This window comes from Siccirubricoccus phaeus (assembly GCF_008360935.1).
GTDB classification, from domain to species: Bacteria; Pseudomonadota; Alphaproteobacteria; order Acetobacterales; family Acetobacteraceae; genus Siccirubricoccus; species Siccirubricoccus phaeus.
The window spans coordinates 81,726-103,387 of record NZ_SRXO01000013.1 but is presented as its reverse complement, the minus strand read 5'-3'; the positions used below and the strand labels follow the sequence as shown (position 1 = coordinate 103,387).

Genomic DNA, 21,662 nt, shown 5'->3' with positions numbered 1-21,662 from the left:
GCGCGGGAGACGGAGGCGGGATGGGCGGGTCGCGGATGCGGCGGATGCTGTTCGCCCTGGCGGTGGCCGGGGCCTATGGGCTGATCCTGGCGCCGGTGCTTGCCGTCGTCGTCATTAGCGTCTTCGCGCAGGAGATCGTCAGCTTCCCGCCCCGGGGCCTGACCTTCGACTGGTACGCCAATGCCTGGGAGAAGCGGGAATTCGCCCGGGGCTTCGTCACCTCCCTGCAGCTTGCCCTGGCCGCCACCGTCATCGGCGTGCCCTGCGGCACGGCGGCAGCGCTGGCCATCAGCCGCGGCGCCTGGCGCGGGCGGCAGGCGCTGAACACGCTGCTGCTGGGGCCGCTGGCGGTGCCGGGGGTGGTGGCGGGCACCGCCCTCTACCTCTTCTACGTCCGCGCCGAATTCTGGGTGGATGACGACATCAAGGGCACGCTGGCCGGCCTCGTCGCCGCGCATGTGCTGCTGACCATTCCCTGGACGGTGCGGCTGGTCTCCGCCTCGCTCGCCGGGCTGGACCGGGCGGCGGAGGAGGCGGCGGCCAATCTCGGCGCGCGGCCCTTCACCGTCTTCCGCCGCGTCACCCTGCCCATGCTGCGCCCCGGCATCGTCGCCGCGGCGCTGTTCAGCTTCATCCAGAGTTTCGAGAATCTCGAGCTCACCCTGCTGCTGGTCGGCCCGGGCCGCGTCACCCTGCCGGTCGCCATGCTCAATTACCTGGAGTTCCGCGTGGACCCGACGCTTGCCGCCGTTGCCACGGTGCAGATCGCGCTGGTCGGCGCGCTGATGCTCATCACCGACCGCTTCGTGAAGCTGAGCCGAGTGGTCTGACGCATGGGCACGCTGACCCTTGACGGCCTCTCCCGCCGCTACGGCGCCACCATGGCGGTGGAGCGCGTGGATCTGCAGGTGGCGCAGGGGGAGCTGGTGGCGCTGCTCGGCCCCTCCGGCTGCGGCAAGACCACCACCTTGCGCATGGTCGCCGGCTTCGTTCCGCCCAGCGAGGGACGCGTGCTGATCGCCGGCCGCGACGTCACGCGCCTGCCGCCCTATGCGCGGGACACCGGCATGGTGTTCCAGTCCTACGCCCTCTTCCCGCATATGAGCGTGGCGCAGAACGTCGTTTTCGGCCTGGAGATGCGCAAGGTGAACCGCGCCGAGCGCGAGGCGCGGGTGAAGGAGGCGCTGCGCCTGGTGCGCCTCGATGGCTATGCCGAGCGCCTGCCGCGCCAGCTTTCCGGCGGCCAGCAGCAGCGCGTGGCGCTGGCGCGCGCTTTGGTGGTGAACCCGGCGGTGTTCCTGCTGGATGAGCCGCTTTCCAATCTCGACGCCAAATTGCGCGCCGAAGTGCGCGTCGAGATCCGCGCTTTGCAGCAGCGCCTCGGCCTCACCACCCTGTTCGTGACGCATGACCAGGAGGAGGCGCTGACCATGGCCGACCGGCTGGTGGTGATGGACCGCGGCCGCGTCCGTCAGGTGGGCAGCGCGGAGGAGCTGTATGAGCGTCCGGCGGATGTTTTCGTTGCCGGCTTCATCGGCCGCTGCAACCTCGTCCCCGGCGCGGTGGAGGGGCAGGGGCTGTTCCGCACCGCCGCCGGCGCCGTGCTGCCTTGCGCCCTGTCCGGCCCGCCGGGCGCCAACATGCTGGCGCTGCGGCCGGAAGCCATCGCCATCACCCCGGCCGGGGCGGACGGCATGGCGGCACGGGTGTCGGCCATCACCTATCTCGGGGCACAGACGGAATATCATCTGGACCTCGCCGGCGCGCGCCTCTTCGCCATCCGTCCGACGCCGGCGGAAGGCAGCGCCATGCGCGCCCTTGCCGTCGGCGACCGGGTGATGGCCGAATGGGATCCGGCGCTCGCCCGGCTGCTCTGCGCCGCGCCCGGCGACCTGCCCGCCCCGGAGACGCCCGCATGAGCCCCGCCCGACGCACCCTGCTGCCGGCGCCTTCGGCCGCACCCGCCCTCGCCCAGGCCCAGACGGGGGAGCTGGTGGTGGGCATCTGGGGCGGCGGCTGCGCGGCGCTGCTGATCGGCGAGATCGAGCAGCCCCTGCTGCGCCCCAGGGGCCTGCAGCCGGTACATGACTATCTCGCCCGCACCAATGCGGCGACCCTCGATGTCTGGACCCGGGAGTTCAAGGGATGATGCAGGACGAGCCGACCCGCCCCGCCGCCATGCGCCTCACCCGCCGCTCCACCCTTGCCGCGGCGCTCACCGCCGGCCTGCCCGGCCTCGCCCGCGCGCAATCCGGGCAGGTGGTCGTCGGCACCTGGGGCGGCGACTATGCCGAGCTGCTGGCCGGCCATATCGACCGCCCGCTGCTCCGCCCGCAGGGGGTGGAGGTGGTGCAGGATGTCGGCCCGCAGGATCCGCGCAAGGCGAAGCTGATCGCCGAGCGGCAATCCCGCCGCGGCAGCATGGATGTCTGCTGTCTCTCCGACATCGACATGTACACCATGGCGCAGCAGGGGGTGTTCGAACCGGCGACGGACGCAGGCGTGCCGAACCTGGCCAGGGCGATTCCGACGCTGAAGCGGGATTACTCGGTGCCGCATATCTATTCGGCCAAGGTCATCCTCTACAACCCGGCGAAGGTCTCGGCGCCGCCCCAGGGCTATGCCGATCTGTGGGACCCGAAATATCGCGGCCGGGTGGGGCTGGTGGATCTGCTCTACCTGCAGAACATCGAATCCGCCGCCCTGGCCGGCGGCGGCAGTCAGAGCGACTACGAGCCGGGCAAGCGCAAGCTGATGGAGCTGCGCAGCCTGGACGCCAAGGTCTATCCCTCGAACGAGGCGCTGGCGGCCGGGCTGAAATCCGAGGAGGTGTGGCTGACCATCATGTGGCTGGCCCGCGGCTTCATGTGGAAGAAGGCCGGCATCCCGGTGGAGCATGCGGTGCCGGCAGAGGGCGCGACCAGCATCTGCTTCGAGATGTCCGTGCCGAAGAATGCCCGCAACCGCGACGGCGCCATGGCCTATCTGAACGCCGCGCTGGATCCGCGGGCGCAGACCGCCTTCGCCGACCGCATGGGCTATGCGCCGACGGTGACGGATGCCGTGCTGCCGCCCGACCTCGCCCGGCAGATCAGCCTGACGCCGGAGCAGCAGGCAAGGCTGCGCGCGCCGGATTACGACTACATCGCCAGGAACCAGGCGGCGCTCGTCGATTTCTGGAACAAGGAGTTCAAGCGGTGAGCCTTGTTCTGGCCAACCGCCTGGCGCTTGCAGGCCCTGCCGCCCTCCGGCAACCGGTCGGCAGGCGGAAGCTGGCCCTGGCCGTCGCGGCGCTGACGGCCGGGGCTCCCCGGCTGCCGTGCGCCCAGGGCACGCAGCTCGTGGTCGGCACCTGGGGCGGCGACTATGGAGACATCCTGCGCCAGGCGGTGGACGAGCCGGTGGCCCGCCCCGCCGGCCTGGACCCGGTGCAGGACGTGGCGCCCGCCCCGCCGCGCAAGGCCAAGCTGCTGGCGGAACGCCAAGCGCGGCGCGGCAGCATGGATGTCGCCGCCCTCTCCGACGTGGACATGTACGAGCTTGCCCAGCACGGCATGTTCGACCCCGTGCCGGACAGCGTGCGCCGCCAATCCGCCATCATCCCCGCCCTGCGCAAGCCATACGCCCTGCCGCATATCTATTCGGCGCGCGTCATCCTCTACAACCCGAACAAGGTCTCCCCCGCGCCGCGCAGCTATGCCGATCTATGGGACCCGAAATACCAGGGCCGCATCGGCCTCTCGGACCTGCTCTATGCGCAGTATGTGGAAACCGCAGCGATCGTCGGCGGCGGCGGCAACGGCGATTTCGCCCCTGCCTGGGGCAAGCTGCGCGACTGGAAGCGGCTCGGCGCCCGCGTCTACCCCTCCAATGAGGCGCTGGCGGCGGCGCTGAAGTCGGAGGAGGTGTGGCTGACCGTGATGTGGCTCGCCCGCGGCTTCATGTGGAAGAAATCCGGCATCCCGCTGGAGCATGTGGTGCCGAGCGAGGGCGCCACCTCCATCACCTATGAAATGGCGGTGCCGAGGAATGCGCGGAACAAGGAGCAGGCCTGGCGCTACATGGACGCCATGCTGGATGTGCGGGCGCAATCCGCCTTCGCCGACCGCATGGGCTATGTGCCGACGGTGACGGATGCGCCCCTGCCGCCGGAGCTGGCGAAGGAGATCAACCTCTCGCCAGAGGACCAGGCGAAGCTGCGTGCGCCGGATTACGGCTACATGGCGCGGATGGTGCCGCAGGTGCTGGAATTCTGGACCAAGGAGTTCAAGGGCTGAGATCATGGCGGCCCTCATCCTCCCCGCCACCCTGCTGGTCCTGCTGCTGCTGGTCGCGCCGCTCGCCCTGCTGCTGCGCATCAGCCTGAACGAGTACAGCCCGACCCAGCTCATGGTGGAGGCGCTGTCGCCCGCCAATTACCTGCGCGCCGTCGCCGACCCCTATTACCAGGAGGTGATGGCGACGACGATGACCGTTGCCCTTTCCTGTACGCTCCTCGCCCTGCTGCTCGGCCTCGCCCCCGCCTATTGGCTGGCGCGGATGGAAAGCCGGTGGAAGAGCCTGGCGATGATCCTGACGCTCTTCCCCCTGCTGGTCGGCAATGTGGTGCGCGCGGCGGGGTGGATGGCGCTGCTGGGCCGCGACGGCGCCATCAACGCCGCGCTGCAGGGGCTGGGGCTGAGTGGCGAGCCGCTGACGCTGCTCTACACCAGGGGCGCCGTCATCGCCGGCATCCTCGCCGTGGTGGCGCCCTACATGATCCTGACGCTGGCAGCGGTCATCGAGGGCATTCCGCGCCAGGTGGAGGAAGCCGCGGCCAATCTCGGCGCCGGGCCGCTGACTGCTTTCCGCCGCGTGGTGCTGCCGCTGGCCGCCCCGGGCGTCGCCGCCGGCTGCGTGCTGGTCTTCATCCTCTGCATGAACGCCTATGCCACCCCCGTCCTGCTCGGCGGGCCGCAATTCAAGATGATGGCGCCGGCGGTCTATGACCAATTCGTCAAGGGTACCAATTGGCCCTTCGGCGCGGCGCTCGCCTTTCTGCTGCTGGCGGTGACGCTGACGCTGACCGTCATCGGCGGCGCGATGCTGGGGCGGCGGACGCGGTAGGGCTCTCCTCCCCCTTCGCTGGAGCATGAAGGCCGGCGCTGCCGCGGCTGCAGGGGGCAGGGCGATGCGGCGGGACAGGGTGGCGTCACGGCGCCGCGCACCGCCGCGCCGCTGCCCGCCGGAGTTCCCCTCAATTTACCCCCCACTTTAATAGTGCATCGCCCCCATCACCGGTGGGCCCGCCGCCACTGGCAGGCAGACCAGCCGCATCCCCGGCGGCACCGGCTTCTGCGCTGCGGCCGCCTCGCAGGCCGCGAGGCTCGGGAAGGGCGGGTGGTCATGCGGCGGCGGCGGCACCGGCCCGCTCACGCCGCGAAGGACCAGCAGCACGAGGATGAATTGCTCCATGGCGAGGCTCCCTGGCCGTGTCGCCAGGGAAGCGCCGCCGCCCGGCGCCGCGCGGTAACCCGGGTCACCGGGCAACATCGCCCCCGGGGGTGCGTTGCGGCGGCAGGCCCCAAGCAAGATGAGGACGCCACATGCCTGCTGATCCCCCCACCCCGCCCCCGCCGGGCTTTCCCGGCCCGGAGATCCCGCCCCAGCCGCCCGGGCCCCGCCCCGACCCCGGCCCGGACCCGTTGCCGCCCATCCCCGGACCGGGTCCGGAATTGCCGCCGCAAACCCCTCCAGGGCCCCGCGAAATGCCTCCTCCGACCGCGTTATCTTATTGAAACAGATATGGATTTGTTTGCCCGACCGGGGTCGATGCTGCATCCCTGCCGGGCTTGCGACGTTGGGGCTGGGCAGGTCGCCTACGGGCGGCCGAGCGCCAACAACGGAAGGAACTCCGCACATGGCGAATAGCAATCAGGGCGGCAGCCAGAACACCAACCCCGGCAACTTCGCGAATGACCGCGAGAAGGCCCGTGAGGCGGGTCATGTCGGCGGGACCCATCAGGGGAAGGAAAACAACCCCGGCAACTTCGCGAATGACCGCGAAAAGGCCCGCGAAGCCGGCCGCATGGGCGGCCAGCACAGCCATGGCGGCGGCGGCGCCGAGCACAATCCGGGCAATTTCGCCCAGGATCGCGAGAAGGCCAGCGAGGCCGGCCGCAAGGGTGGCCAGTCCAGCCACGGCGGCAACCGCAGCTAGCGCCTGATGGCGCCGATATGGCCTGCCCCCGCAAGGGGGCGGGAGCGGGACGGGTCGGCCGCAAGGCCGGCCCGTTTTGTTTTGCCCACCTTGCCCTCTCCCGCTGCCGGACGCAGGATCGCGCCCGGGAGAAACGGAGAGAGAGGACATGGCCGCACCACCCTCAGCCCGCCGCGAGCGGCTGAAGGCGAATTTCCCCAAACTGGTCGCGATGACCGAGGAATTCGCCTATGCCGATATCTGGGAGCGCCCGGGCCTCTCCAAGCGTGACCGCTCCATGATCACCGTCGCCGCCCTGATCGCGCTGGGGCGGGAGGAGCAGCTTGCGACGCATCTCGGCCGCGCCCTCGGCAATGGGGTGACGCGGGAGGAGATCGGCGAAATCGTCACGCATCTCGCGATCTATGCCGGCTGGCCGGCAGCGATGACGGCCGCGCATATCGCCAGCGATGTCTATGAGGGGGAAGGGAAGAAGGCATGATCATCGGGTTCATCGGCCTCGGCACCATGGGTGCCGGCATGGCCAACAACCTGCAGCAGCGCGGCAAGTACAAGCTGGTGGTGAACGACATCGCCCGGCAGAACGCCCAGCGCTTCCTCGATGCCGGCGCCGACTGGGCGGCGACGCCGAAGGAGGTGGCGGAGCGCGCCGACGTCATCTTCACCTCGCTGCCCGGCCCGATGGAGGTGGAGGGGGTGATCTTCGGCGAGGATGGGCTGATCCACGGCGCCCGCGCCGGCACCGCCTATTTCGACCTCTCCACCAACAGCCAGGACCTGATGCGCCGCGCCCATGACGCGCTGGCGGAAAAGGGCGTGCAGGTCTTCGACGCGCCGGTCTCCGGCGGCCCGACCGGCGCGGCCAGCGGCAAGCTCGCCATCTGGGTGGGCGGCGACAAGGCGACCTATGACAAGCTGAAGCCGGTGCTCGACAGCTTCGGCGACCAGGCCGCCTATATCGGCCCGATCGGCACGGCGACCGTCGCCAAGCTGGTGCACAACCTCTCCGGCTACGCCATCCAGACCGTGGTCGCCGAAGCGTTCAGCATGGGCGTGAAGGCGGGGATGGACCCGCTGCATCTGTGGAAGGCGATCCGCCAGGGCGCGCTCGGCCGCCGGCGGATGTTCGACCGCATCGGCGACCAGTACCTGGTGGACAGCTACGACCCGCCGGCCTTTTCCCTGAAGCTCGCCTGCAAGGACGTGACCCTGGCGCTGAACCTCGGGCGCAAGCATGGCGTGCCGATGCGCCTCTCCCACCTGGTGCTGGAGGAGATGCAGGAGGCGATGAACCGCGGCTGGGGCCATCGCGACAGCCGGGTGCCCATGCTGATGCAGAATGAGCGAGCGGGGGTGAAGATCGCCGTGGACAAGGCCGCGGTGAAGGCCGTGCTGGACGCGGACAAGACCTGATGTACGAGGTCTATGCCATCCGCTACGCCCATCGCGACGCGAAGCGTACGGAGCACTTCATCGGCGGCGATCCGCACGACGCGCCGATGCCGATGGATTATTTCGTCTGGGCCGCGGTGGGGAAGGAGCGGAGCTTCGTCATCGATGCCGGCTTCACCGAGGCGGTGGCCAAGCGCCGCAAGCGGCAATGGCTGCGCTGCCCGGCGGAGAGCCTGAAGCTGGTGGGGCTGGACCCCGCCACGGTGAAGGATGTGATCCTCACCCATCTGCACTACGACCATGTGGGCAGCTTCGACAAATTCCCGCAGGCGGAGTTCCACCTGCAGGAATCCGAGATGCACTACGCCTGCGGCCGCTACATGCGCTACCCGAAGCTGTCCCACAGCTTCGAGCCGGACGACATCGCCGGCATGGTGAAGCTGAATTTCGGCAAGCGCGTGCACATGCTGGGCGGGGATGCGGAGATCGCGCCGGGGATCAGGACCTACCTGGTGAAGGGCCACTCCGCCGGCCTGCAATGCGTGACGGTGGAGACCCGGCGCGGCACGGTGGTGCTCGCCTCCGACGTCACGCATTTCTACGAGAACATGGAAGCCGGCCGACCCTTCACCACCGCCTTCCATATCGGCGAGATGCTGGAGGGCTTCGACAAGCTGCGCAAGCTGGCCCCCAGCCCGCAGCACATCGTCCCGGGCCATGACCCGGAGGTGATGCGGCGCTACCCGGCGGTGCCGGGGCTGGAAGGCATCGTCTGCCGGCTGGACGTGCCGCCGAGCGAGTAGCCCCCTCCACGCCCCCCTGGGCGCGGGCCCCTTCCTCCCCCGCCTTGCGGGGGAGGAAGGGGCGGGGGTGGCCGCCCCTACCTTTCCAGCCTGATCCCTCCCTTCTTCGCCACCTCTGCCCAGAGCGGCAGCTCCGTCTCGATCACCCGCTGGAATTCCTCCGCCGAGGACCCGACAGGATCGAGCGACAGCCCCCGCAGCCGTTGCAGCACCGCCGGCTCCCGCGTAATCGCCGCCAGCTCCGTGGCCAGCCGGTTCAGGATGGGCGCCGGCGTGCCGGCCGGCGCCAGCATGCCGCTCCAGAGGCGCAGCGTCAGGTCCGGGTAGTCCAGCTCCGCCATGGTCGGGCAATGCGGCCAGGCGGGCAGGCGGTGCGGCGCCGTCACCGCCAGCACCCGCACCCGCCCGGCTGCATAGGCGCCGGAGACCGAGCCGGAATCGACCAGCGCCATCGTCACCTCACCCTTCGCCACCGCCTCCACCGTCTCCGCACTGCCGTCAAAGGCGGTGTAGGCGAAGCGCGTGCCGGCGCGCTGGTTCAGCAGCTCCGTCGGCAGGCGGAAGCTGGCGGCGCTGGCGCCGTAGCTGGTGCCCGCCGGATGGTCCCGGGCGAAGGCCATCAGATCCTGGAAGGTAGGAAAGGGCGCATCGCGGGCCACCGCCACCACCAGCGGAAAGGCGGCGAGGATGGAGATCGGCGCCAGGTCCCGCTGTGTGTCATAGGGCAGATGCGCATGGGTGGCGGGGTTGAAGACGATGGGCCCGCTGGCGCCGACCAGCAGGCTGTAGCCATCGGGGGCGGCGCGGGCCGCCAGCGCCGTCCCGGGAATCGCCTGCTCGCCCGGCTTGTTCTCCACCGTGAAAGGCTGGCCGAGCCGTTCCGCCAGGCGCTGGCTGTAGAGCCGCGCCAGGATGTCGTTGGTCCCCCCGGGGGCGTAGGGGAGGATGAGACGCACCGGCCGCAACGGCCAGCCCTGGGCGCGGGCCTTGCCCCGGGGCAGGGCCAGGGGCAGCGCGGCAGCGGCCAAGGCACGGCGGCTGATCACAGCGGCGTCGCCGGGGCCGCAATTCCGCGGGCGGTGGCCGCCTCCGCCGCCGGCGCTGCCGCGCCTTCGGCCTGGCTGCTATGGCGGGAGATAGCGATGCCAGCGCCCGGCCCGGCGGCCGCCAGGCGCTGCCGCCGGACGATCCGGGTCAGCGCGCCGCCGCCGATGCGGCCGGCGCTGCGGGCATGGGGCGCACCACCCGGCTTCACGGCCACCGCCCCCGGCACGGCACCGGGGCGGTCCCGAGCCCGCCAGGCCCCTCCGGCAGCTCATGCACGGCGCTGTGACGGGCCATTCGGACCCTCCTCCCTGATTTGCCGCCAAATTCGGGTCTCTGGGGGATTCCTGTCAAATCCCGCCGCAGGTGATAGGCTGCGGCAAACGGGAGGAGTTCCGCATGGGTCCGCTGCATGGCCTCACCATCCTGGAATTCGCCGGCATTGGCCCGGGCCCCTTCTGCGGCATGGTGCTGGCCGATCTCGGCGCCAGCGTCATCCGCATCGACCGGAAGGAGGGGCCGCCGGGCGATCGGCGGGAGTTCATCGGCCGCGGCCGCCGCTCCCTGGCGCTGGATCTGAAATCCCCGGCGGCGGTGGCGGCGGTGCTGCGGCTGGTCGCCCGCGCCGATGCGCTGATCGAAGGCTTCCGCCCCGGCGTGATGGAGCGGCTGGGGCTGGGACCGGAGACCTGCCTCGGCGTCAATCCCCGCCTGGTCTATGGCCGCATGACGGGCTGGGGGCAGGAAGGGCCGCTGGCCCAGGCGGCGGGGCATGACATGAACTACATCGCCCTCACCGGCGCGCTCTGGTCCATCGGGCGCCCGGGGGAGCGGCCGGTGCCGCCGCTGAACCTCGTCGGCGATTACGGCGGCGGCGGCATGCTGCTGGCGATGGGTGTGCTGGCGGCGCTGCTTGCCGTGCAGCGCGGCGGCCAGGGCCAGGTGGTGGATGCCGCCATGGTGGATGGCGCGGCGCTGCTGATGGCGCCGATCTACGCCATGAAGGCCTGCGGCCGCTGGGACAATGCGCGCGGCACCAACATGCTGGATGGCGCCGCCCCCTGGTACGACACCTATGAATGCGCCGATGGCCGCTGGCTCGCGGTGGGGCCGATCGAGCCGCAATTCTTCGCCGTGATGATGGCGAAGCTCGGCCTGGATGCGGCGCGCTGGCCGAACCGGATGGAGAAATCCTGCTGGCCGGCGCTGAAGGCGGAGATCGCCGCCGCCTTCCGGACGCGCACGCGGGATGATTGGGCGGCGGTGTTCGAGGGCAGCGATGGCTGCGTCGCGCCGGTGCTGGATATGGAGGAAGCGCCGGCGCATCCGCACAATTTGGCGCGCGGCACCTTCCTGGCGCGGGACGGGGCGGTGCAGCCCGCGGCGGCGCCGCGCTTCAGCGGAACGCCGGCGGAGGCGGGCGGGCCGCCGCCGCTGCGTGGCGAGCAGGGCGGGGCGGTGCTGGCGGAGGCGGGGTTCAGCGAAGAGGAGATCGCGGCGCTGCTGGCTTGAGGAAGGGCTCTGCCCTTCCTCCATCCCGCAAAGGGCCGAAGGGCCTTTTGAACCCTTGAGTTCGGCGTCTCGACCGACGGGTCCGAGACTCGTGGTTTCCAAAGGCCCTTCGGCCTTTGGCGGGGTAAGCTCGAGAGGGGCAGAGCCCCTCTCGAAAGCGCGGCCCTCTGGCCCCACATCCCCCCCATGATCGCCTTCGACAACACCTACGCCCGCCTGCCCGAGCGGTTCTATGCCCGGCTCGATCCGACGCCGGTGAAGGCGCCCGCCCTCATCAAGGTGAATGCGGCGCTGGCGGCGGAGCTCGGCATCGACCCGGCGGATATCGATGCCGAGGTGGTCGCGGGCAACCGCATCCCCGCAGGCGCCCTGCCCATCGCCCAGGCCTATGCCGGCCACCAATTCGGTCATTTCACCCCGCAGCTCGGCGATGGCCGCGCCATCCTGCTGGGTGAGGTCGTCGGCCGCGACGGGCGCCGGCGCGACCTGCAACTGAAGGGCTCCGGCCCTACCCCCTGGTCGCGCCGCGGCGATGGCCGCGCGGCGCTCGGCCCGGTGCTGCGCGAATACATCGTCTCGGAGGCGATGCACGCCCTCGGCGTACCCACCACCCGCAGCCTCGCCGCCGCAACCACCGGCGAATACGTGTTCCGCGAGGAGGTGCTGCCCGGCGCCGTGCTGCTGCGCGTCGCCGCCAGCCATATCCGCGTCGGCACCTTCCAGTATTTCGCCGCCCGCGGCGACCAGGAGGCGGTGCGGGCGCTCGCCGACCACGCCATCGCCCGGCACTATCCGGAAGCGGCCGAAGCCCCCAACCCCTACCTCGCCTTCTTCGGCAGGGTGGTCGCGGCGCAGGCGGATCTCATCCCGCGCTGGCTGTTGCTCGGCTTCATCCACGGCGTGATGAACACCGATAATTGCGCCGTCTCCGGCGAGACCATCGACTACGGCCCCTGCGCCTTCCTCGACGAGTACAACCCGGCGGCGGTGTTCAGCTCCATCGACCAGGGCGGCCGCTACGCCTATGGCAACCAGCCGCGCATCGCGCAGTGGAATCTGGCACGGCTGGCGGAAGCCCTGCTGCCGCTGCTGGCGGAAAGCGAGGAAGCGGCGCTGGAGCAGGCGCAGGAAGCGCTCGCCGCCTTCGCGCCGCGCTTCCAGGCGGGGTATCTGGATGGCCTCCGTGCCAAGCTCGGCCTGTTCGCCGCGCAGGAGGGCGACGCGGTGCTGGTGCAGGATCTGCTGCAGGCCATGGCGGAGAGCCAGGCGGATTTCACCCTCACCTTCCGCGCCCTGTGCGAGGCCGCGGAGGGCAGCGACGCCCCCCGCCAATACTTCCCCGAGCCCGCCCGCTACGAGTCCTGGGCCGCGCGCTGGCGCGAACGCCTGGCCGCCGAGCCCCTGCCCGACCGCGCCGCCCGCATGCGCGCGGTGAACCCGGCCTTCATCCCGCGCAACCATCTGGTGGAAGCGGCCATCACCGCCGCCGTCGCGCGCAACGACTTCGCACCCTTCGAGGCGCTGCTCGCCGTCCTCGCCCGCCCTTACGAGGACCAGCCGGAAACGCCCGACCGCTACCGCCTGCCGCCCCAGCCGGAGGAGCGCGTGCTGCAAACCTTCTGCGGCACCTGAGACGCCGCCCCTTTCTCCGCTCTGCGGAGAAGGGGCGCGGGCTCGACGCACTCAACCACCCCCACGCACTCAACCACCCCCACCCTGGCCCTCCCCCGCAAGCGGGGAGGGAAAAGCCTCCAGCCGCGTCAGGTGAGACGAATTTCATCCCACGCCGATGGACAACACCCGCTCCGGTTGTGCCATGCTGATGCTCCGCACCATGTTGCGGCCCAGACCGATGGGGGAGGAACAACAATGTCCGAGATCACCCGCCGCAGCCTGTTCGGCGCGGCCGCCGCCGCTGCAACCCTGCCCCTGCTGCCGCCCGGCCTCGCCCGGGCCGCGGCGCCGATGCAGAACCGCCTGCCGCCTGCCTGGCACCGCTTCAAGATCGGCGAGTTCGAGGCGACCATCGTCTCCGACGGCAATTTGCCCCTCGGCAAGCCGGAACCTGCCTTCCCCGCCTCCCCGCCCGACCAGATCCGCCAGCTCCTCACCTCCAACTTCCTCGACCCCGAAACGGCGACGCTGGAGCAGAACGCCCTTGTCCTGAACACCGGCCGCCAGCTCATCCTGTTCGACACCGGCATGGGCGAGAGCATGGGCGCCGCCAGCAAGATGTTCGGCCCCACCACCGGCAAGCTGCTGGAGAACATGCGCGCCGCCGGCATCCAGCCGGAGCAGATCGACCTGGTCGTGCTGACCCATGCCCATTGCGACCATTGCTGGGCGCTGGTGGATGCCAATGGCAACCGCAATTTCCCCAACGCCCAGGTGGCGCTGAGCGAGGTGGACCTGAAATTCTGGACCGACGATGCCAACAAGCGCGGCCCGGACTTCATGGTGCCCTTCATCGACGGCGCGAAGAAGAACCTCAGCGCCTATCGCGACCGCATGGTGATGGTGCGGGACGAGCAGCCGGTGGTGCCGGGCGTCACCGCCATCTCCGTCCCCGGCCATACGCTGGGCCACACCGTCTATGCCATCACCTCCGGCAACACCACGGTGGTGAACACCGGCGACATGGCGCATCACCACATCCTGCTGCTGCGCCAGCCGCTGTGGGAATTCTCCTTCGACACCGATCCGAAGCTCTCGGCGCAGAGCCGCAGCCGCATGCTGGACCGGCTGGCGACGGACAAGCACGCGGTCCTCTCCTACCATTTCCCCTGGCCCGGCCTCGGCCATGTGGCGAAGGAGGGCAGCGGCTATGCCTGGATGCCGGCGCCGATGAACGTCACCACGCTGTAGGGCGCCACGGGTGGTCCTCCCCGAGCTGCGCGAGGCGGAGGCGCCGCCCGACATCGCCGCGCTCTACGCGGCGCTGAAGCGGGCGAGCGGGGTGCCGCTGGTGAACCTGATCCACCGGCACCTCGCCACCCTGCCCGGCGTGCTGCCCTGGGCCTGGGCCGCCATCCGCCCGCCGCTGGAGGACGGCACCCTCGCCGCGGCGCGGGAGCGGCTGGCGGCGGCGCTGCCCGCCCCGCCCGCGCCGCTCCCTGCCGCCGCCTGGGTCGCGGCCGGGCTCGCGCCGACAGCGCGGGCGCCCATCCGCGACCTCGTCGCCGTCTACACCCGCGGCAACCTCACCAACCTCATCCTGCTGACCGCGCTGCGCCGCGAGCTGGCCGGCCTGCCGCGCGCGGCCATCGCACCGCCGGCGCCGATCCCGCCGCCGCCCATGCTGCCCGCGCCACCGCCCTTGCCGCGCCTCGACTCGCTGGCGCCGGAGGTCGCGTCGCTGGTGCAGGGCCTCGCCGCCCGGCACGGCGATGCTGGCGTGGTGCCGAGCCTCTATCTCCACCTCGCCCATTGGCCGCCGCTGCTGGCGGCGCTGCCCGCCTGGCTGGGCGAGGATCTCTCCCCTGCCCGCCTCCCCGCCGCGAGGGAGACCGCGATTCGTCTGGCAGAGCACGCAGCGGATGCGCTGCGCCCCCGCCTCGCCCCGCCGGGCGCGGTGCCTGGCGGCCATGCGGCGCATCTGGCGGCGGTGCTCGACCTCTTCACCCGCCAGGTCATCCCGGGAATGGTGCCGCTCGGCCATGCGCTGGCGCGGCTGCTCGCCCCACCGGATGATCGCAACGCTTGACCCTTCTCGCCGCCGCCGCAACTCTGCGGTGATTCCTGGACCCGGCTTTCCGATGCTCCCTCCCGCCCGGCGGCTGCTGCTCCGCGCCGCCCTGCTCTGCCTGCTGGCGCTGCCGGCAGCGGCGGAGACCACCCGCCTCACCTTCCTGCACCTGAACGACATCTATGAGCACCTGCCGCGCGACGGCCATGGCGGGCTGGCGGAGATCGCCACGCTCATCGAGCGCGAGCGTGGAGCGGCGCCCGGCCCGGTCTTCCTCACCTTCGGCGGCGACCTGATCTCGCCTTCCCTCGCGTCCTCCATCACCGGGGGGGCGCATATGATCGAGATCTTCAACGCCTTCGGCACCGACGTCGCCGTGCTGGGCAACCATGAATTCGATTTCGGGCCGGAGGTGGCGGCGCGGCGCATCGCCGAATCGCGCTTCCCCTGGCTGGGCGCCAATGTGCTGGGGCCGGACGGGCAGATCTTCGGCGGCGCCGTCGCCACCGTCATCCGCCAGGCGGGGCCGCTCCGCATCGGCTTCGTCGGCGTCCTCACCGGCTCCACCGCGCGCGTCTCCAACGCGCCCGGCATCACCTTCCTGCCGGAGGTCCAGGCGGTGCAGGAAGCCGCCGCCGCGCTCCGCGCCGCGGGCGTCGATCTCGTCGTCGCCCTCACCCATCTCGACCTGGAGCAGGATAAGGAGATCCAGCGCAGAGCCGGCGTCGATCTCGTCCTCGGCGGCCATGACCATGACCCGGCGGCGCTGCTGGAAGGCGGCGCGCTGGTGCTGAAGGCGGGCTCGGACGCCTTCTGGCTCGGCGTGGTGGAGCTGAGCGTGGAGAAGCAGCCGGGGCAGCGGGCGCGCATCGCCTCCATCGGCTGGCGCATGCTGCCCAATGCCGGCATCCCGCCCTCCCCCGCCATCGCACCGCTGGTCGCGGCGGTGGAGACGAAGCTGCACGCGGCGCTGGGCGAGCGGCTGGCCACCCTCGCCGCCCCGCTCGACAGTCGCACCGCCATGGTGCGCGGGCGAGAAGCGGCGATCGGCGACCTTTTCGCCGATGCGCTCAGGGCGCATCTCGGCGCCGATGTGGCACTGATCAATGGCGGCGGGCTGCGCGGCAACCGGGAATATCCGGCGGGCCATGCGCTGACGCGGCGCGACCTGGTGGCGGAAGCGCCCTTCGGCAATGTCGTGATGCTGCTGGAGGCGACGGGCGAGGAGCTGCGCCGCCTGCTGGAGAACGGGGTGAGCGAGGTGGAGAATCTGGACGGCCGCTTCCCGCAGATCTCCGGCATGTCCTTCACCTACGACCCGCGCGCGCCGCGCGGCCGCCGGGTGCGGGAGGTGCGGGTGGGCGGGCAACCGCTGCGGGAGGATCGGCGCTACAGGCTGGCGACGACGGATTACCTCTACGCCGGCAAGGATGGCTACGAGCTGATGGCACAGCTTCCGGTGCTGGTGGATGCCAGCGGCGCCATGCTGCTGGTGACGGTGGTGGCGGAGGCGGTGCAGCGCGCCGACACGCTGGACATCCGCCCGGATGGCCGCATCCGCGCCCTGGCGCCATGACCGAGGAGGATGCGGAGGCCGGCCCGCCCGGCCTGCCCCCCGGCACGCCCTTCTACATGACCCCCGCCGGCGCCGCGGCGCTGGAGGCGGAGCTGAAGCGGCTCTGGACCGAGGAACGGCCGAAGGTGGTGGAGGTGGTCTCCTGGGCCGCCTCGCTGGGCGACCGCTCCGAGAATGCCGACTACCAGTACGGCAAGCGAAAGCTGCGGGAGATCGACCGCCGGGTGCGCTTCCTGCGCAAGCGGCTGGAGAAGGTGCAGGTGGTGGACCCGGCGCGGACGCCGAAGCGCGACCAGGTCTTCTTCGGCGCCACCGTTACCTATGCGCGGGCGGATGATACCGAGGTGACGGTGACGATCGTCGGGGTGGACGAGGCGGACAGCAAATCCGGCCGCATCTCCTGGGTGGCGCCGGTGGCGCGTGCCCTGCTCGGCGGCCGGGTCGGCGATCTCCGCCGGCTGCGGACGCCGCAGGGGGTGGAGGAGATCGAGGTGGTGGCGATCCGGTATCCGGGGGGGTGAAGGACGGGGCTTCGCCCCCCAGCCCCCAGGAAGGCTCTGCCCTCTGCACTCCCGCCGGCCAGGACCTACCCCGGACGGAGTCGGCGGGTTGAACCGCAAACTCACACCGGGGTCCGGGGACCGGTCCGGTCCCCGGCGGGGTCCAGGGGCAGCGCCCCTGGCGGGGGCGTGGGGGCAGAGCCCCCGCCCTTGCCCTCCCGCCCGCCCCGTCCGACAAGGACGGGAGTGGGATTTGGAGCGGCACGAGGATGCAGCAATCGGAAGCCAGGCTGGCCCGGCTGGACGCAGCGGCGGAGCGGCGGGAGACCCCCTGCGGCGAGGGCAGCATGGTCTGGCGCCTCTGGGGCAGCCCTGGCGGCCCCCTGCCGCCCCTCGTGCTGCTGCATGGCGGCTCCGGCTCCTGGCGCCACTGGATCCGCAATATCGAGGCGCTCTCCGCCCGCCGCCTGCTGATCTGCCCGGACCTGCCCGGCCTCGGCGAAAGCGCCATGCCGCATCCGGCGGACAATCCCGGCCCCGTCGCCGCCGAGGTCCGCGCCGGCCTCACCGCCCTGCTGGGCGAGGGCACGCGCTATGACCTCTGCGGCTTCTCCTTCGGCGCCCTGCTCTCCGGCCATATCTCCGCCCAGGCCGGGCCGGAGCTGCGCAGCCTGACGCTGGTCGGCGCCGGCGCCCTCGGCCTGCCGCGCCAGGTGACGGAGCTGGTGAAGGTCCGCACCGTGCAGGGCGAGGCTCGCATCGCCGCCCACCGCCACAACCTGGCCAGCCTGATGTTCGCCGACCCGGCCGGGATCGACGACCTCGCGCTGACCATCCAGGAATGGAACACCCAGCATGCCCGCTTCCGCAGCCGCGGCTTCGCCAGCACCTCCTCGCTGAAGGACGCGGTGGCGAGGGCGCGCTGCCCGGTGGCCTTGCTGTACGGCGAGCGTGACGCCATCGCCTGGCCGGAGGTGGAGAAGCGCTTCGTCGCCCTGCGCGAGGTGCAGCCCGAGGCCTGGACCGGGGTGATTCCCGGCGCCGGCCACTGGGTGGCTTATGAGGCCGCTAACGCCTTCAATGCCATGCTGGACGAGATGCTGCAGAGGAGGTTCGGGTCATGAGGCGCCGCGCGATCCTGGCCGCCGGGCTGCTTTCCCCGCTGGCCATTCCCTCGCTGGCCCGGGCGCAATGGGCACCGCCGCGGCCGGTGCGGATGCTGGTCCCCTTCCCGCCGAGCGGCGGGGCGGACACCACGGCGCGGCTCTTCGCCCCCACCATGTCCAGCCTGCTCGGCCAGCCGGTGGTGGTGGAGAACCGGCCGGGCGCCGGCGGCACCATCGGGGCGGCGGAGGCGGCGCGAGCGGCGCCGGACGGCGCGACGCTGCTGATGGATGCGGCGGGCCAGGCCATCATCCCCTTCGTCTTCCGCAACCTCGGCTTCGACTACCTCACCGCCTTCACCCCGATTTCCCGCGTCACCATCTATCCGCTGATCGTGGTGGTGAAGCCGGACAGCCCACTGCGCAGCTTCGCGGAGCTGCTGGACCGGGCGCGAGCACAGCCCGGGCGGGTCACCTACTCCTCCTCCGGCAACACCGTCTCCAACCACATCGCCGCGGCGGTGCTGGCCAGCCGGGCGAAGCTGGATCTGGTGCATGTGCCCTATCGCGGCGGCGGGCCGGCGCTGCAGGCGATCCTCGCCGGCGACGTGGATTTCGGCTTCGCCACCGTGGCCGCCGCGGGCGCGCTGGCGCAGCAGGGCGGGGTGCGGGCGCTGGCGGCCTCCACGGCGGAACGCATCCCGGCGCTGCCGGAGGTGCCGACCATCGCGGAGCTGGGCTTCCCCGGCTACGACCAGTCGGAATGGAATGCGCTCTACGCCCCGGCCGGGCTGCCGGCACCGGCGGCGGAGCGGCTGTACGAGACCTGCCGCGCGGCGCTGGCGGATGCCGGGGTGCAGCAGCGGCTGGCGGCGCTCGGGGCGATCGGCCTCGGCACCCCGCCGGCGGAATTCGCCGCCTGGCTGGCGAAGGAGCGGGAGGCGATGAAGGCGCTGGTGCGGGAAGCGAATATCACGATGGACTGAGCCGGAGAGCGACGGGGTCCGGCGGTGCCGGGAGGCCGACCGGCGCCGCGCCCCTCTTCGGCGCCTATCGGGGCCGCTCGGCGGCCAGCCTCGCGCTTGCGGCGCAAGGCCCGGCATGCCGGCTTTTCAGGCGGCCGCCGGCTGCGGCCCGCCCGCCCCGCCCCGCACCCGTCGCGCCAGCACCTCCACCAGCCCCGCCGGGTCCAGCGCCGCCGCCCGGGCCATGCAGGCCAGGCCCCGGCCGCGCTCGCCATCCCGCCAGAAGGCCTTGCCGCTGGTGCGGTAGCCGCCGGCCAGGAAGGCCCGCCGCCTGCCATGCCGGGCGAACAACGCCGCATGCCGCTCCACCATCCGCTCCCGCATCGCCGCATCCGCGCGGGCGAAGCGCTGGGTGGTGATGGAGCCGGCATGCTGGCGGTAGAAATACAGCGGCTGCGGCACCCGCACCGCCTGCAGGCCCAGCTCGGCGAGGCTCAGGAAGTAGTCCCAATCCTCATTGCCGGCGCGGAAGACCGGCTCCTCGCAATAGCCGCCGCTCGCCTCGAACAGGGCGCGGCGGACCATGGTGCCGGGGTGGGGGATCCATTGCTCGGTCAGCAGGCTGGGCAAATCCCTTTCCGGGAAGCGCAGCACGCCCTCCTCCGCGCCGAACAGGCGATAATCGGAATAGGCGGCGCCGGCCGCCGGGTTGGCGCGCAGTGCTTCGGACAGGGCGGCGAGATGCGCCGGCGCCAGCAGATCGTCGCAATCCAGCGCCACCAGGAACTCGCCCCGCGCCTCCCGCATGCCGGTGTTCCGCCCGGCCGCCTGGCCGCGATTGGCCGTGTGGCGCAGCACGCGGAAGCGCGGATCGGCCAGCCCGGTCACCAGCGCCTCCCAGCCCGGCTCGGGGGAGGCGTCATCCACGATGATCGCCTCCCACGCCGTGCAGCCCTGCTGGCGGAGGCTCTCGAGGCACTCCGGGAGGTAGGCGGCGTAGCTGGAATGGAAGGGGATGACGATGCTGATCAGCGGCGTGGCCATGGCAGCTTCCTCCGCGTCCGGGCGGTGGACGGACGCTAGGCCTCTACCGTCAGGCGTTGTAGGCGACCGGAAGGTGGGAGCGAGGGTGCCGGCTCATCTCCTTGGCGAAGCTGGATAAATGTTCAGCCACATCGCGGAAAACGCATCGCCTGCCCCAAACCCTTGGGCGGAAATGTTCCCGACCAGGTCCAATCCTTCAAATGCACGGCACAATGCACGGCACATGGTGTGCGGCATGCCGATCCGGCCGCCTGCCTTCGCCTGCGACGCAATCCTGCTGCGGCCATCGCCCAGCCGCGCGGCGCCGGGCGCCGGTGCCGGCCCGGCCTGGGGCTGAAAACCCGTCCGCGGCAAAGCGTGATCACGCGGCCATGCAGGGCGCCGGGAGCGTGAGGGCAGGACACTAGAGCAGATCGCCGGAGGGCGGCATCGCCCGGAGGCGTGAATCTGCTCTACCATCCATAAGCTAGAGCGGTTTCGCGCTGCACAGTCAGCGTGAAACCGCTCTAGCTCTTTGTTCTGTCGGACTTTTCGAGTCGTCCGGCGATTGCTCGTCCGCTGCGTTCGCTGGAAATCCAGCGAACTTTGCGGGCAGGGCGCTAGCCGAGCGTCTCCAGCAGCTCGCACAGCACCGCCCCGCGCGACGCCAGCTCCGCCCAGCGGATATGCTCCTCCGGCGCATGCGCGCCCGCGCCGGTGCAGCCGAGGCCATCCAGCGTCGGAATCCCCATCACCGCGGTGAAATTCCCGTCCGAGCCGCCGCCGCGATGCTGCCGTGGCAGGTCGTAGCCATGCCGCGCGGCGATGCCCTTCGCCCTCTCGTACAGCGCCAGCCCCGCCGGCGTCTCCGGGAAAGGCGGGCGATTCAGCCCGCCGGTGATGGTGATGCGGATGCCATCCGCCTCCCCCGCCATGCCGCGGATGGCCGCCACCACCCGCTCGGCTTCCGCCAGGCTCGGCACCCGGAAATCGACGCGGCACCCGGCCTCGGGCGGGATGACGTTGGAACGGGTGCCGCCCCAGATCGGGGCGCAATTGGTCGTCACCCCCAGCTCCAGATCGGTCAGCCCATGGATCTCGAGGATGAGGCGGGAGAGGGCGACGACGGCGCTCCGCCCTTCCGCCCAATTGCCGCCGGCATGGGCGGATTTCCCCTCCACCTGCACGGTGAAGCTGCCGGTGCCCTTGCGGCTGGTCACGCAGCTTCCGCGCGGCCCGCCGGCCGGTTCCGGGATCAGCACGGCGGCGGCGCCCGCCGCCTCCCGCTCGATATGCGCGCGGCTGGTGGGGCTGCCCACCTCCTCATCCGGGGTGAGCAGCAGGGTGATGGGGCGGCGGGTCGGCGTGCCCTGGCGGAGGATCTCCCGCACGCAGTGGAAGGCGAGGAAGCTGCCCGCCTTCATGTCGTAGATGCCGGGGCCATAGGCGCGGTCGCCCGCCACCCGGAAGGGCATGGCGCCGGCCAGCACCCCATGGTCCCACACCGTATCGACATGGCCGGCGATGACGACGGGCGGGCCCTCGCCCGGCGTCTTCGCCACCAGCGTATCGCCGAAGCGGTCCCGCCCCGGATGCCGGGTGATGGCCGCGCCTGCCGCCCGCAATTCCGCCTCCGCCACATCCAGCAGCCGGTTCACCGCCGCGGCATCGGTGGAGGGCGTCTCCCGCTCCACCCAGCCCCGCAGCTCTTCCAGCAGGCGGTCGGCGGGGCCGATCTCGGTGGCGGGCATGGCGGGCTCCTTCTGCTGCGCCGCCATAAGGGCGCCCATGCCGGCGCTTGTCCACCACGCTCGTCCCCCGAGCTTGTCCCCCCAAGCTTGTCCCCTTGGGGCGCGGGGG

General features: G+C 71.5%; 23 protein-coding genes. 18 read left to right on the top strand and 5 right to left on the bottom strand.

The window, feature by feature from the left end; translation table 11 throughout:
* Window positions 1-44 precede the first annotated feature (44 nt).
* The 6 genes from E5N76_RS18300 to E5N76_RS18275 are packed head-to-tail and all read left to right on the top strand — an operon-like array spanning window position 45 to window position 5,106.
* Window positions 45-830: an ABC transporter permease gene (locus E5N76_RS18300; protein ID WP_235907762.1), complete on the top strand. Its 786-nt coding sequence runs from the start codon at window positions 45-47 to the stop codon at window positions 828-830.
* 3 nt (window positions 831-833) lie between these two features.
* Window positions 834-1,919, top strand: a complete 1,086-nt coding sequence (locus E5N76_RS18295; RefSeq protein ID WP_149538768.1) for an ABC transporter ATP-binding protein — start codon at window positions 834-836, stop codon at window positions 1,917-1,919.
* Window positions 1,916-2,149, top strand: coding sequence for a hypothetical protein (locus E5N76_RS18290; RefSeq protein WP_149538767.1), 234 nt, complete (start codon window positions 1,916-1,918; stop codon window positions 2,147-2,149). The genes E5N76_RS18295 and E5N76_RS18290 overlap by 4 nt, the downstream gene beginning before the upstream one ends.
* Window positions 2,146-3,201, top strand: coding sequence for an ABC transporter substrate-binding protein (locus tag E5N76_RS18285; protein ID WP_235907761.1), 1,056 nt, complete (start codon window positions 2,146-2,148; stop codon window positions 3,199-3,201). The genes E5N76_RS18290 and E5N76_RS18285 overlap by 4 nt, the downstream gene beginning before the upstream one ends.
* The gene (locus E5N76_RS18280; protein ID WP_235907760.1) at window positions 3,198-4,277 is read left to right on the top strand and encodes an extracellular solute-binding protein; all 1,080 of its coding nucleotides are present in this window, start codon (window positions 3,198-3,200) and stop codon (window positions 4,275-4,277) included. The genes E5N76_RS18285 and E5N76_RS18280 overlap by 4 nt, the downstream gene beginning before the upstream one ends.
* A gap of 4 nt (window positions 4,278-4,281) precedes the next feature.
* Window positions 4,282-5,106, top strand: coding sequence for an ABC transporter permease (locus E5N76_RS18275; RefSeq protein ID WP_149538766.1), 825 nt, complete (start codon window positions 4,282-4,284; stop codon window positions 5,104-5,106).
* A gap of 147 nt (window positions 5,107-5,253) precedes the next feature.
* On the opposite strand, the gene E5N76_RS18270 is transcribed toward E5N76_RS18275, so the two are convergent.
* The gene (locus E5N76_RS18270) at window positions 5,254-5,454 is read right to left on the bottom strand and encodes a hypothetical protein (protein WP_149538765.1); all 201 of its coding nucleotides are present in this window, start codon (window positions 5,452-5,454) and stop codon (window positions 5,254-5,256) included.
* 445 nt (window positions 5,455-5,899) lie between these two features.
* Between E5N76_RS18270 and E5N76_RS18260 the strand changes: the two genes are divergently transcribed.
* The 4 genes from E5N76_RS18260 (at window position 5,900) to E5N76_RS18245 (ending at window position 8,394) form a co-directional block, all read left to right on the top strand.
* Window positions 5,900-6,199 (top strand): con-10 family general stress protein, encoded by a 300-nt coding sequence (locus E5N76_RS18260; RefSeq protein ID WP_149538764.1) that lies wholly within the window; start codon window positions 5,900-5,902, stop codon window positions 6,197-6,199.
* A 148-nt stretch (window positions 6,200-6,347) separates the two neighbouring features.
* Window positions 6,348-6,680 (top strand): carboxymuconolactone decarboxylase family protein, encoded by a 333-nt coding sequence (locus E5N76_RS18255; protein ID WP_149538763.1) that lies wholly within the window; start codon window positions 6,348-6,350, stop codon window positions 6,678-6,680.
* Entirely contained in the window at window positions 6,677-7,612 is a 936-nt protein-coding gene (locus E5N76_RS18250) for an NAD(P)-dependent oxidoreductase (protein WP_149538762.1), read from the top strand. Before E5N76_RS18255 ends, E5N76_RS18250 begins: the two co-directional genes overlap by 4 nt.
* Window positions 7,612-8,394: an N-acyl homoserine lactonase family protein gene (locus E5N76_RS18245; RefSeq protein WP_149538761.1), complete on the top strand. Its 783-nt coding sequence runs from the start codon at window positions 7,612-7,614 to the stop codon at window positions 8,392-8,394. Before E5N76_RS18250 ends, E5N76_RS18245 begins: the two co-directional genes overlap by 1 nt.
* A gap of 77 nt (window positions 8,395-8,471) precedes the next feature.
* Here E5N76_RS18245 and E5N76_RS18240 read toward each other — a convergent pair whose 3' ends face one another.
* Window positions 8,472-9,440: a Bug family tripartite tricarboxylate transporter substrate binding protein gene (locus E5N76_RS18240; protein WP_149538760.1), complete on the bottom strand. Its 969-nt coding sequence runs from the start codon at window positions 9,438-9,440 to the stop codon at window positions 8,472-8,474.
* Window positions 9,437-9,667 carry a hypothetical protein gene (locus tag E5N76_RS18235; RefSeq protein ID WP_149538759.1) on the bottom strand — a complete coding sequence of 77 codons (231 nt, stop codon included), beginning with the start codon at window positions 9,665-9,667 and terminating at the stop codon, window positions 9,437-9,439. Before E5N76_RS18235 ends, E5N76_RS18240 begins: the two co-directional genes overlap by 4 nt.
* Before the next feature lie 170 nt (window positions 9,668-9,837).
* Here E5N76_RS18235 and E5N76_RS18230 point away from each other — a divergent pair, with 170 nt between their 5' ends.
* The 8 genes from E5N76_RS18230 (at window position 9,838) to E5N76_RS18195 (ending at window position 18,800) form a co-directional block, all read left to right on the top strand.
* On the top strand, window positions 9,838-10,950 hold the full coding sequence (locus E5N76_RS18230) for a CaiB/BaiF CoA transferase family protein (protein WP_149538758.1): 1,113 nt from the start codon (window positions 9,838-9,840) through the stop codon (window positions 10,948-10,950).
* 186 nt (window positions 10,951-11,136) lie between these two features.
* The gene (locus E5N76_RS18225) at window positions 11,137-12,582 is read left to right on the top strand and encodes a protein adenylyltransferase SelO (protein ID WP_149538757.1); all 1,446 of its coding nucleotides are present in this window, start codon (window positions 11,137-11,139) and stop codon (window positions 12,580-12,582) included.
* A 237-nt stretch (window positions 12,583-12,819) separates the two neighbouring features.
* The gene (locus E5N76_RS18220; RefSeq protein WP_149538756.1) at window positions 12,820-13,815 is read left to right on the top strand and encodes an MBL fold metallo-hydrolase; all 996 of its coding nucleotides are present in this window, start codon (window positions 12,820-12,822) and stop codon (window positions 13,813-13,815) included.
* A 10-nt stretch (window positions 13,816-13,825) separates the two neighbouring features.
* Window positions 13,826-14,653 (top strand): hypothetical protein, encoded by an 828-nt coding sequence (locus E5N76_RS18215; RefSeq protein ID WP_149538755.1) that lies wholly within the window; start codon window positions 13,826-13,828, stop codon window positions 14,651-14,653.
* A 52-nt stretch (window positions 14,654-14,705) separates the two neighbouring features.
* Window positions 14,706-16,211: a bifunctional metallophosphatase/5'-nucleotidase gene (locus tag E5N76_RS18210; RefSeq protein WP_149538754.1), complete on the top strand. Its 1,506-nt coding sequence runs from the start codon at window positions 14,706-14,708 to the stop codon at window positions 16,209-16,211.
* A complete protein-coding gene (greB, locus tag E5N76_RS18205; RefSeq protein ID WP_149538753.1) occupies window positions 16,208-16,732 on the top strand; it encodes a transcription elongation factor GreB in 525 nt (174 codons plus the stop codon). Before E5N76_RS18210 ends, greB begins: the two co-directional genes overlap by 4 nt.
* A gap of 248 nt (window positions 16,733-16,980) precedes the next feature.
* Window positions 16,981-17,835 (top strand): alpha/beta fold hydrolase, encoded by an 855-nt coding sequence (locus E5N76_RS18200; RefSeq protein WP_149538752.1) that lies wholly within the window; start codon window positions 16,981-16,983, stop codon window positions 17,833-17,835.
* The gene (locus tag E5N76_RS18195; protein WP_149538751.1) at window positions 17,832-18,800 is read left to right on the top strand and encodes a Bug family tripartite tricarboxylate transporter substrate binding protein; all 969 of its coding nucleotides are present in this window, start codon (window positions 17,832-17,834) and stop codon (window positions 18,798-18,800) included. Before E5N76_RS18200 ends, E5N76_RS18195 begins: the two co-directional genes overlap by 4 nt.
* 126 nt (window positions 18,801-18,926) lie before the next feature.
* On the opposite strand, the gene E5N76_RS18190 is transcribed toward E5N76_RS18195, so the two are convergent.
* The gene (locus E5N76_RS18190) at window positions 18,927-19,823 is read right to left on the bottom strand and encodes a glycosyltransferase family 2 protein (RefSeq protein ID WP_149538750.1); all 897 of its coding nucleotides are present in this window, start codon (window positions 19,821-19,823) and stop codon (window positions 18,927-18,929) included.
* Window positions 19,824-20,422: 599 nt separating this feature from the next.
* Window positions 20,423-21,553, bottom strand: a complete 1,131-nt coding sequence (locus tag E5N76_RS18185; RefSeq protein ID WP_149538749.1) for a M20 family metallopeptidase — start codon at window positions 21,551-21,553, stop codon at window positions 20,423-20,425.
* Window positions 21,554-21,662: the final 109 nt, after the last annotated feature.

Bases quoted from the DNA above. Each gene is read 5' to 3' on its own strand.
- E5N76_RS18300 (WP_235907762.1), top strand. From the start codon at position 45: ATGCTGTTCGCCCTGGCGGTGGCCGGGGCCTATGGGCTGATCCTGGCG.
- E5N76_RS18295 (WP_149538768.1), top strand. From the start codon at position 834: ATGGGCACGCTGACCCTTGACGGCCTCTCCCGCCGCTACGGCGCCACC.
- E5N76_RS18290 (WP_149538767.1), top strand. From the start codon at position 1,916: ATGAGCCCCGCCCGACGCACCCTGCTGCCGGCGCCTTCGGCCGCACCC.
- E5N76_RS18285 (WP_235907761.1), top strand. From the start codon at position 2,146: ATGATGCAGGACGAGCCGACCCGCCCCGCCGCCATGCGCCTCACCCGC.
- E5N76_RS18275 (WP_149538766.1), top strand. From the start codon at position 4,282: ATGGCGGCCCTCATCCTCCCCGCCACCCTGCTGGTCCTGCTGCTGCTG.
- E5N76_RS18270 (WP_149538765.1), bottom strand. From the start codon at position 5,454: ATGGAGCAATTCATCCTCGTGCTGCTGGTCCTTCGCGGCGTGAGCGGG.
- E5N76_RS18260 (WP_149538764.1), top strand. From the start codon at position 5,900: ATGGCGAATAGCAATCAGGGCGGCAGCCAGAACACCAACCCCGGCAAC.
- E5N76_RS18255 (WP_149538763.1), top strand. From the start codon at position 6,348: ATGGCCGCACCACCCTCAGCCCGCCGCGAGCGGCTGAAGGCGAATTTC.
- E5N76_RS18250 (WP_149538762.1), top strand. From the start codon at position 6,677: ATGATCATCGGGTTCATCGGCCTCGGCACCATGGGTGCCGGCATGGCC.
- E5N76_RS18245 (WP_149538761.1), top strand. From the start codon at position 7,612: ATGTACGAGGTCTATGCCATCCGCTACGCCCATCGCGACGCGAAGCGT.
- E5N76_RS18230 (WP_149538758.1), top strand. From the start codon at position 9,838: ATGGGTCCGCTGCATGGCCTCACCATCCTGGAATTCGCCGGCATTGGC.
- E5N76_RS18225 (WP_149538757.1), top strand. From the start codon at position 11,137: ATGATCGCCTTCGACAACACCTACGCCCGCCTGCCCGAGCGGTTCTAT.
- E5N76_RS18220 (WP_149538756.1), top strand. From the start codon at position 12,820: ATGTCCGAGATCACCCGCCGCAGCCTGTTCGGCGCGGCCGCCGCCGCT.
- E5N76_RS18210 (WP_149538754.1), top strand. From the start codon at position 14,706: ATGCTCCCTCCCGCCCGGCGGCTGCTGCTCCGCGCCGCCCTGCTCTGC.
- greB (WP_149538753.1), top strand. From the start codon at position 16,208: ATGACCGAGGAGGATGCGGAGGCCGGCCCGCCCGGCCTGCCCCCCGGC.
- E5N76_RS18200 (WP_149538752.1), top strand. From the start codon at position 16,981: ATGCAGCAATCGGAAGCCAGGCTGGCCCGGCTGGACGCAGCGGCGGAG.
- E5N76_RS18195 (WP_149538751.1), top strand. From the start codon at position 17,832: ATGAGGCGCCGCGCGATCCTGGCCGCCGGGCTGCTTTCCCCGCTGGCC.
- E5N76_RS18190 (WP_149538750.1), bottom strand. From the start codon at position 19,823: ATGGCCACGCCGCTGATCAGCATCGTCATCCCCTTCCATTCCAGCTAC.
- E5N76_RS18185 (WP_149538749.1), bottom strand. From the start codon at position 21,553: ATGCCCGCCACCGAGATCGGCCCCGCCGACCGCCTGCTGGAAGAGCTG.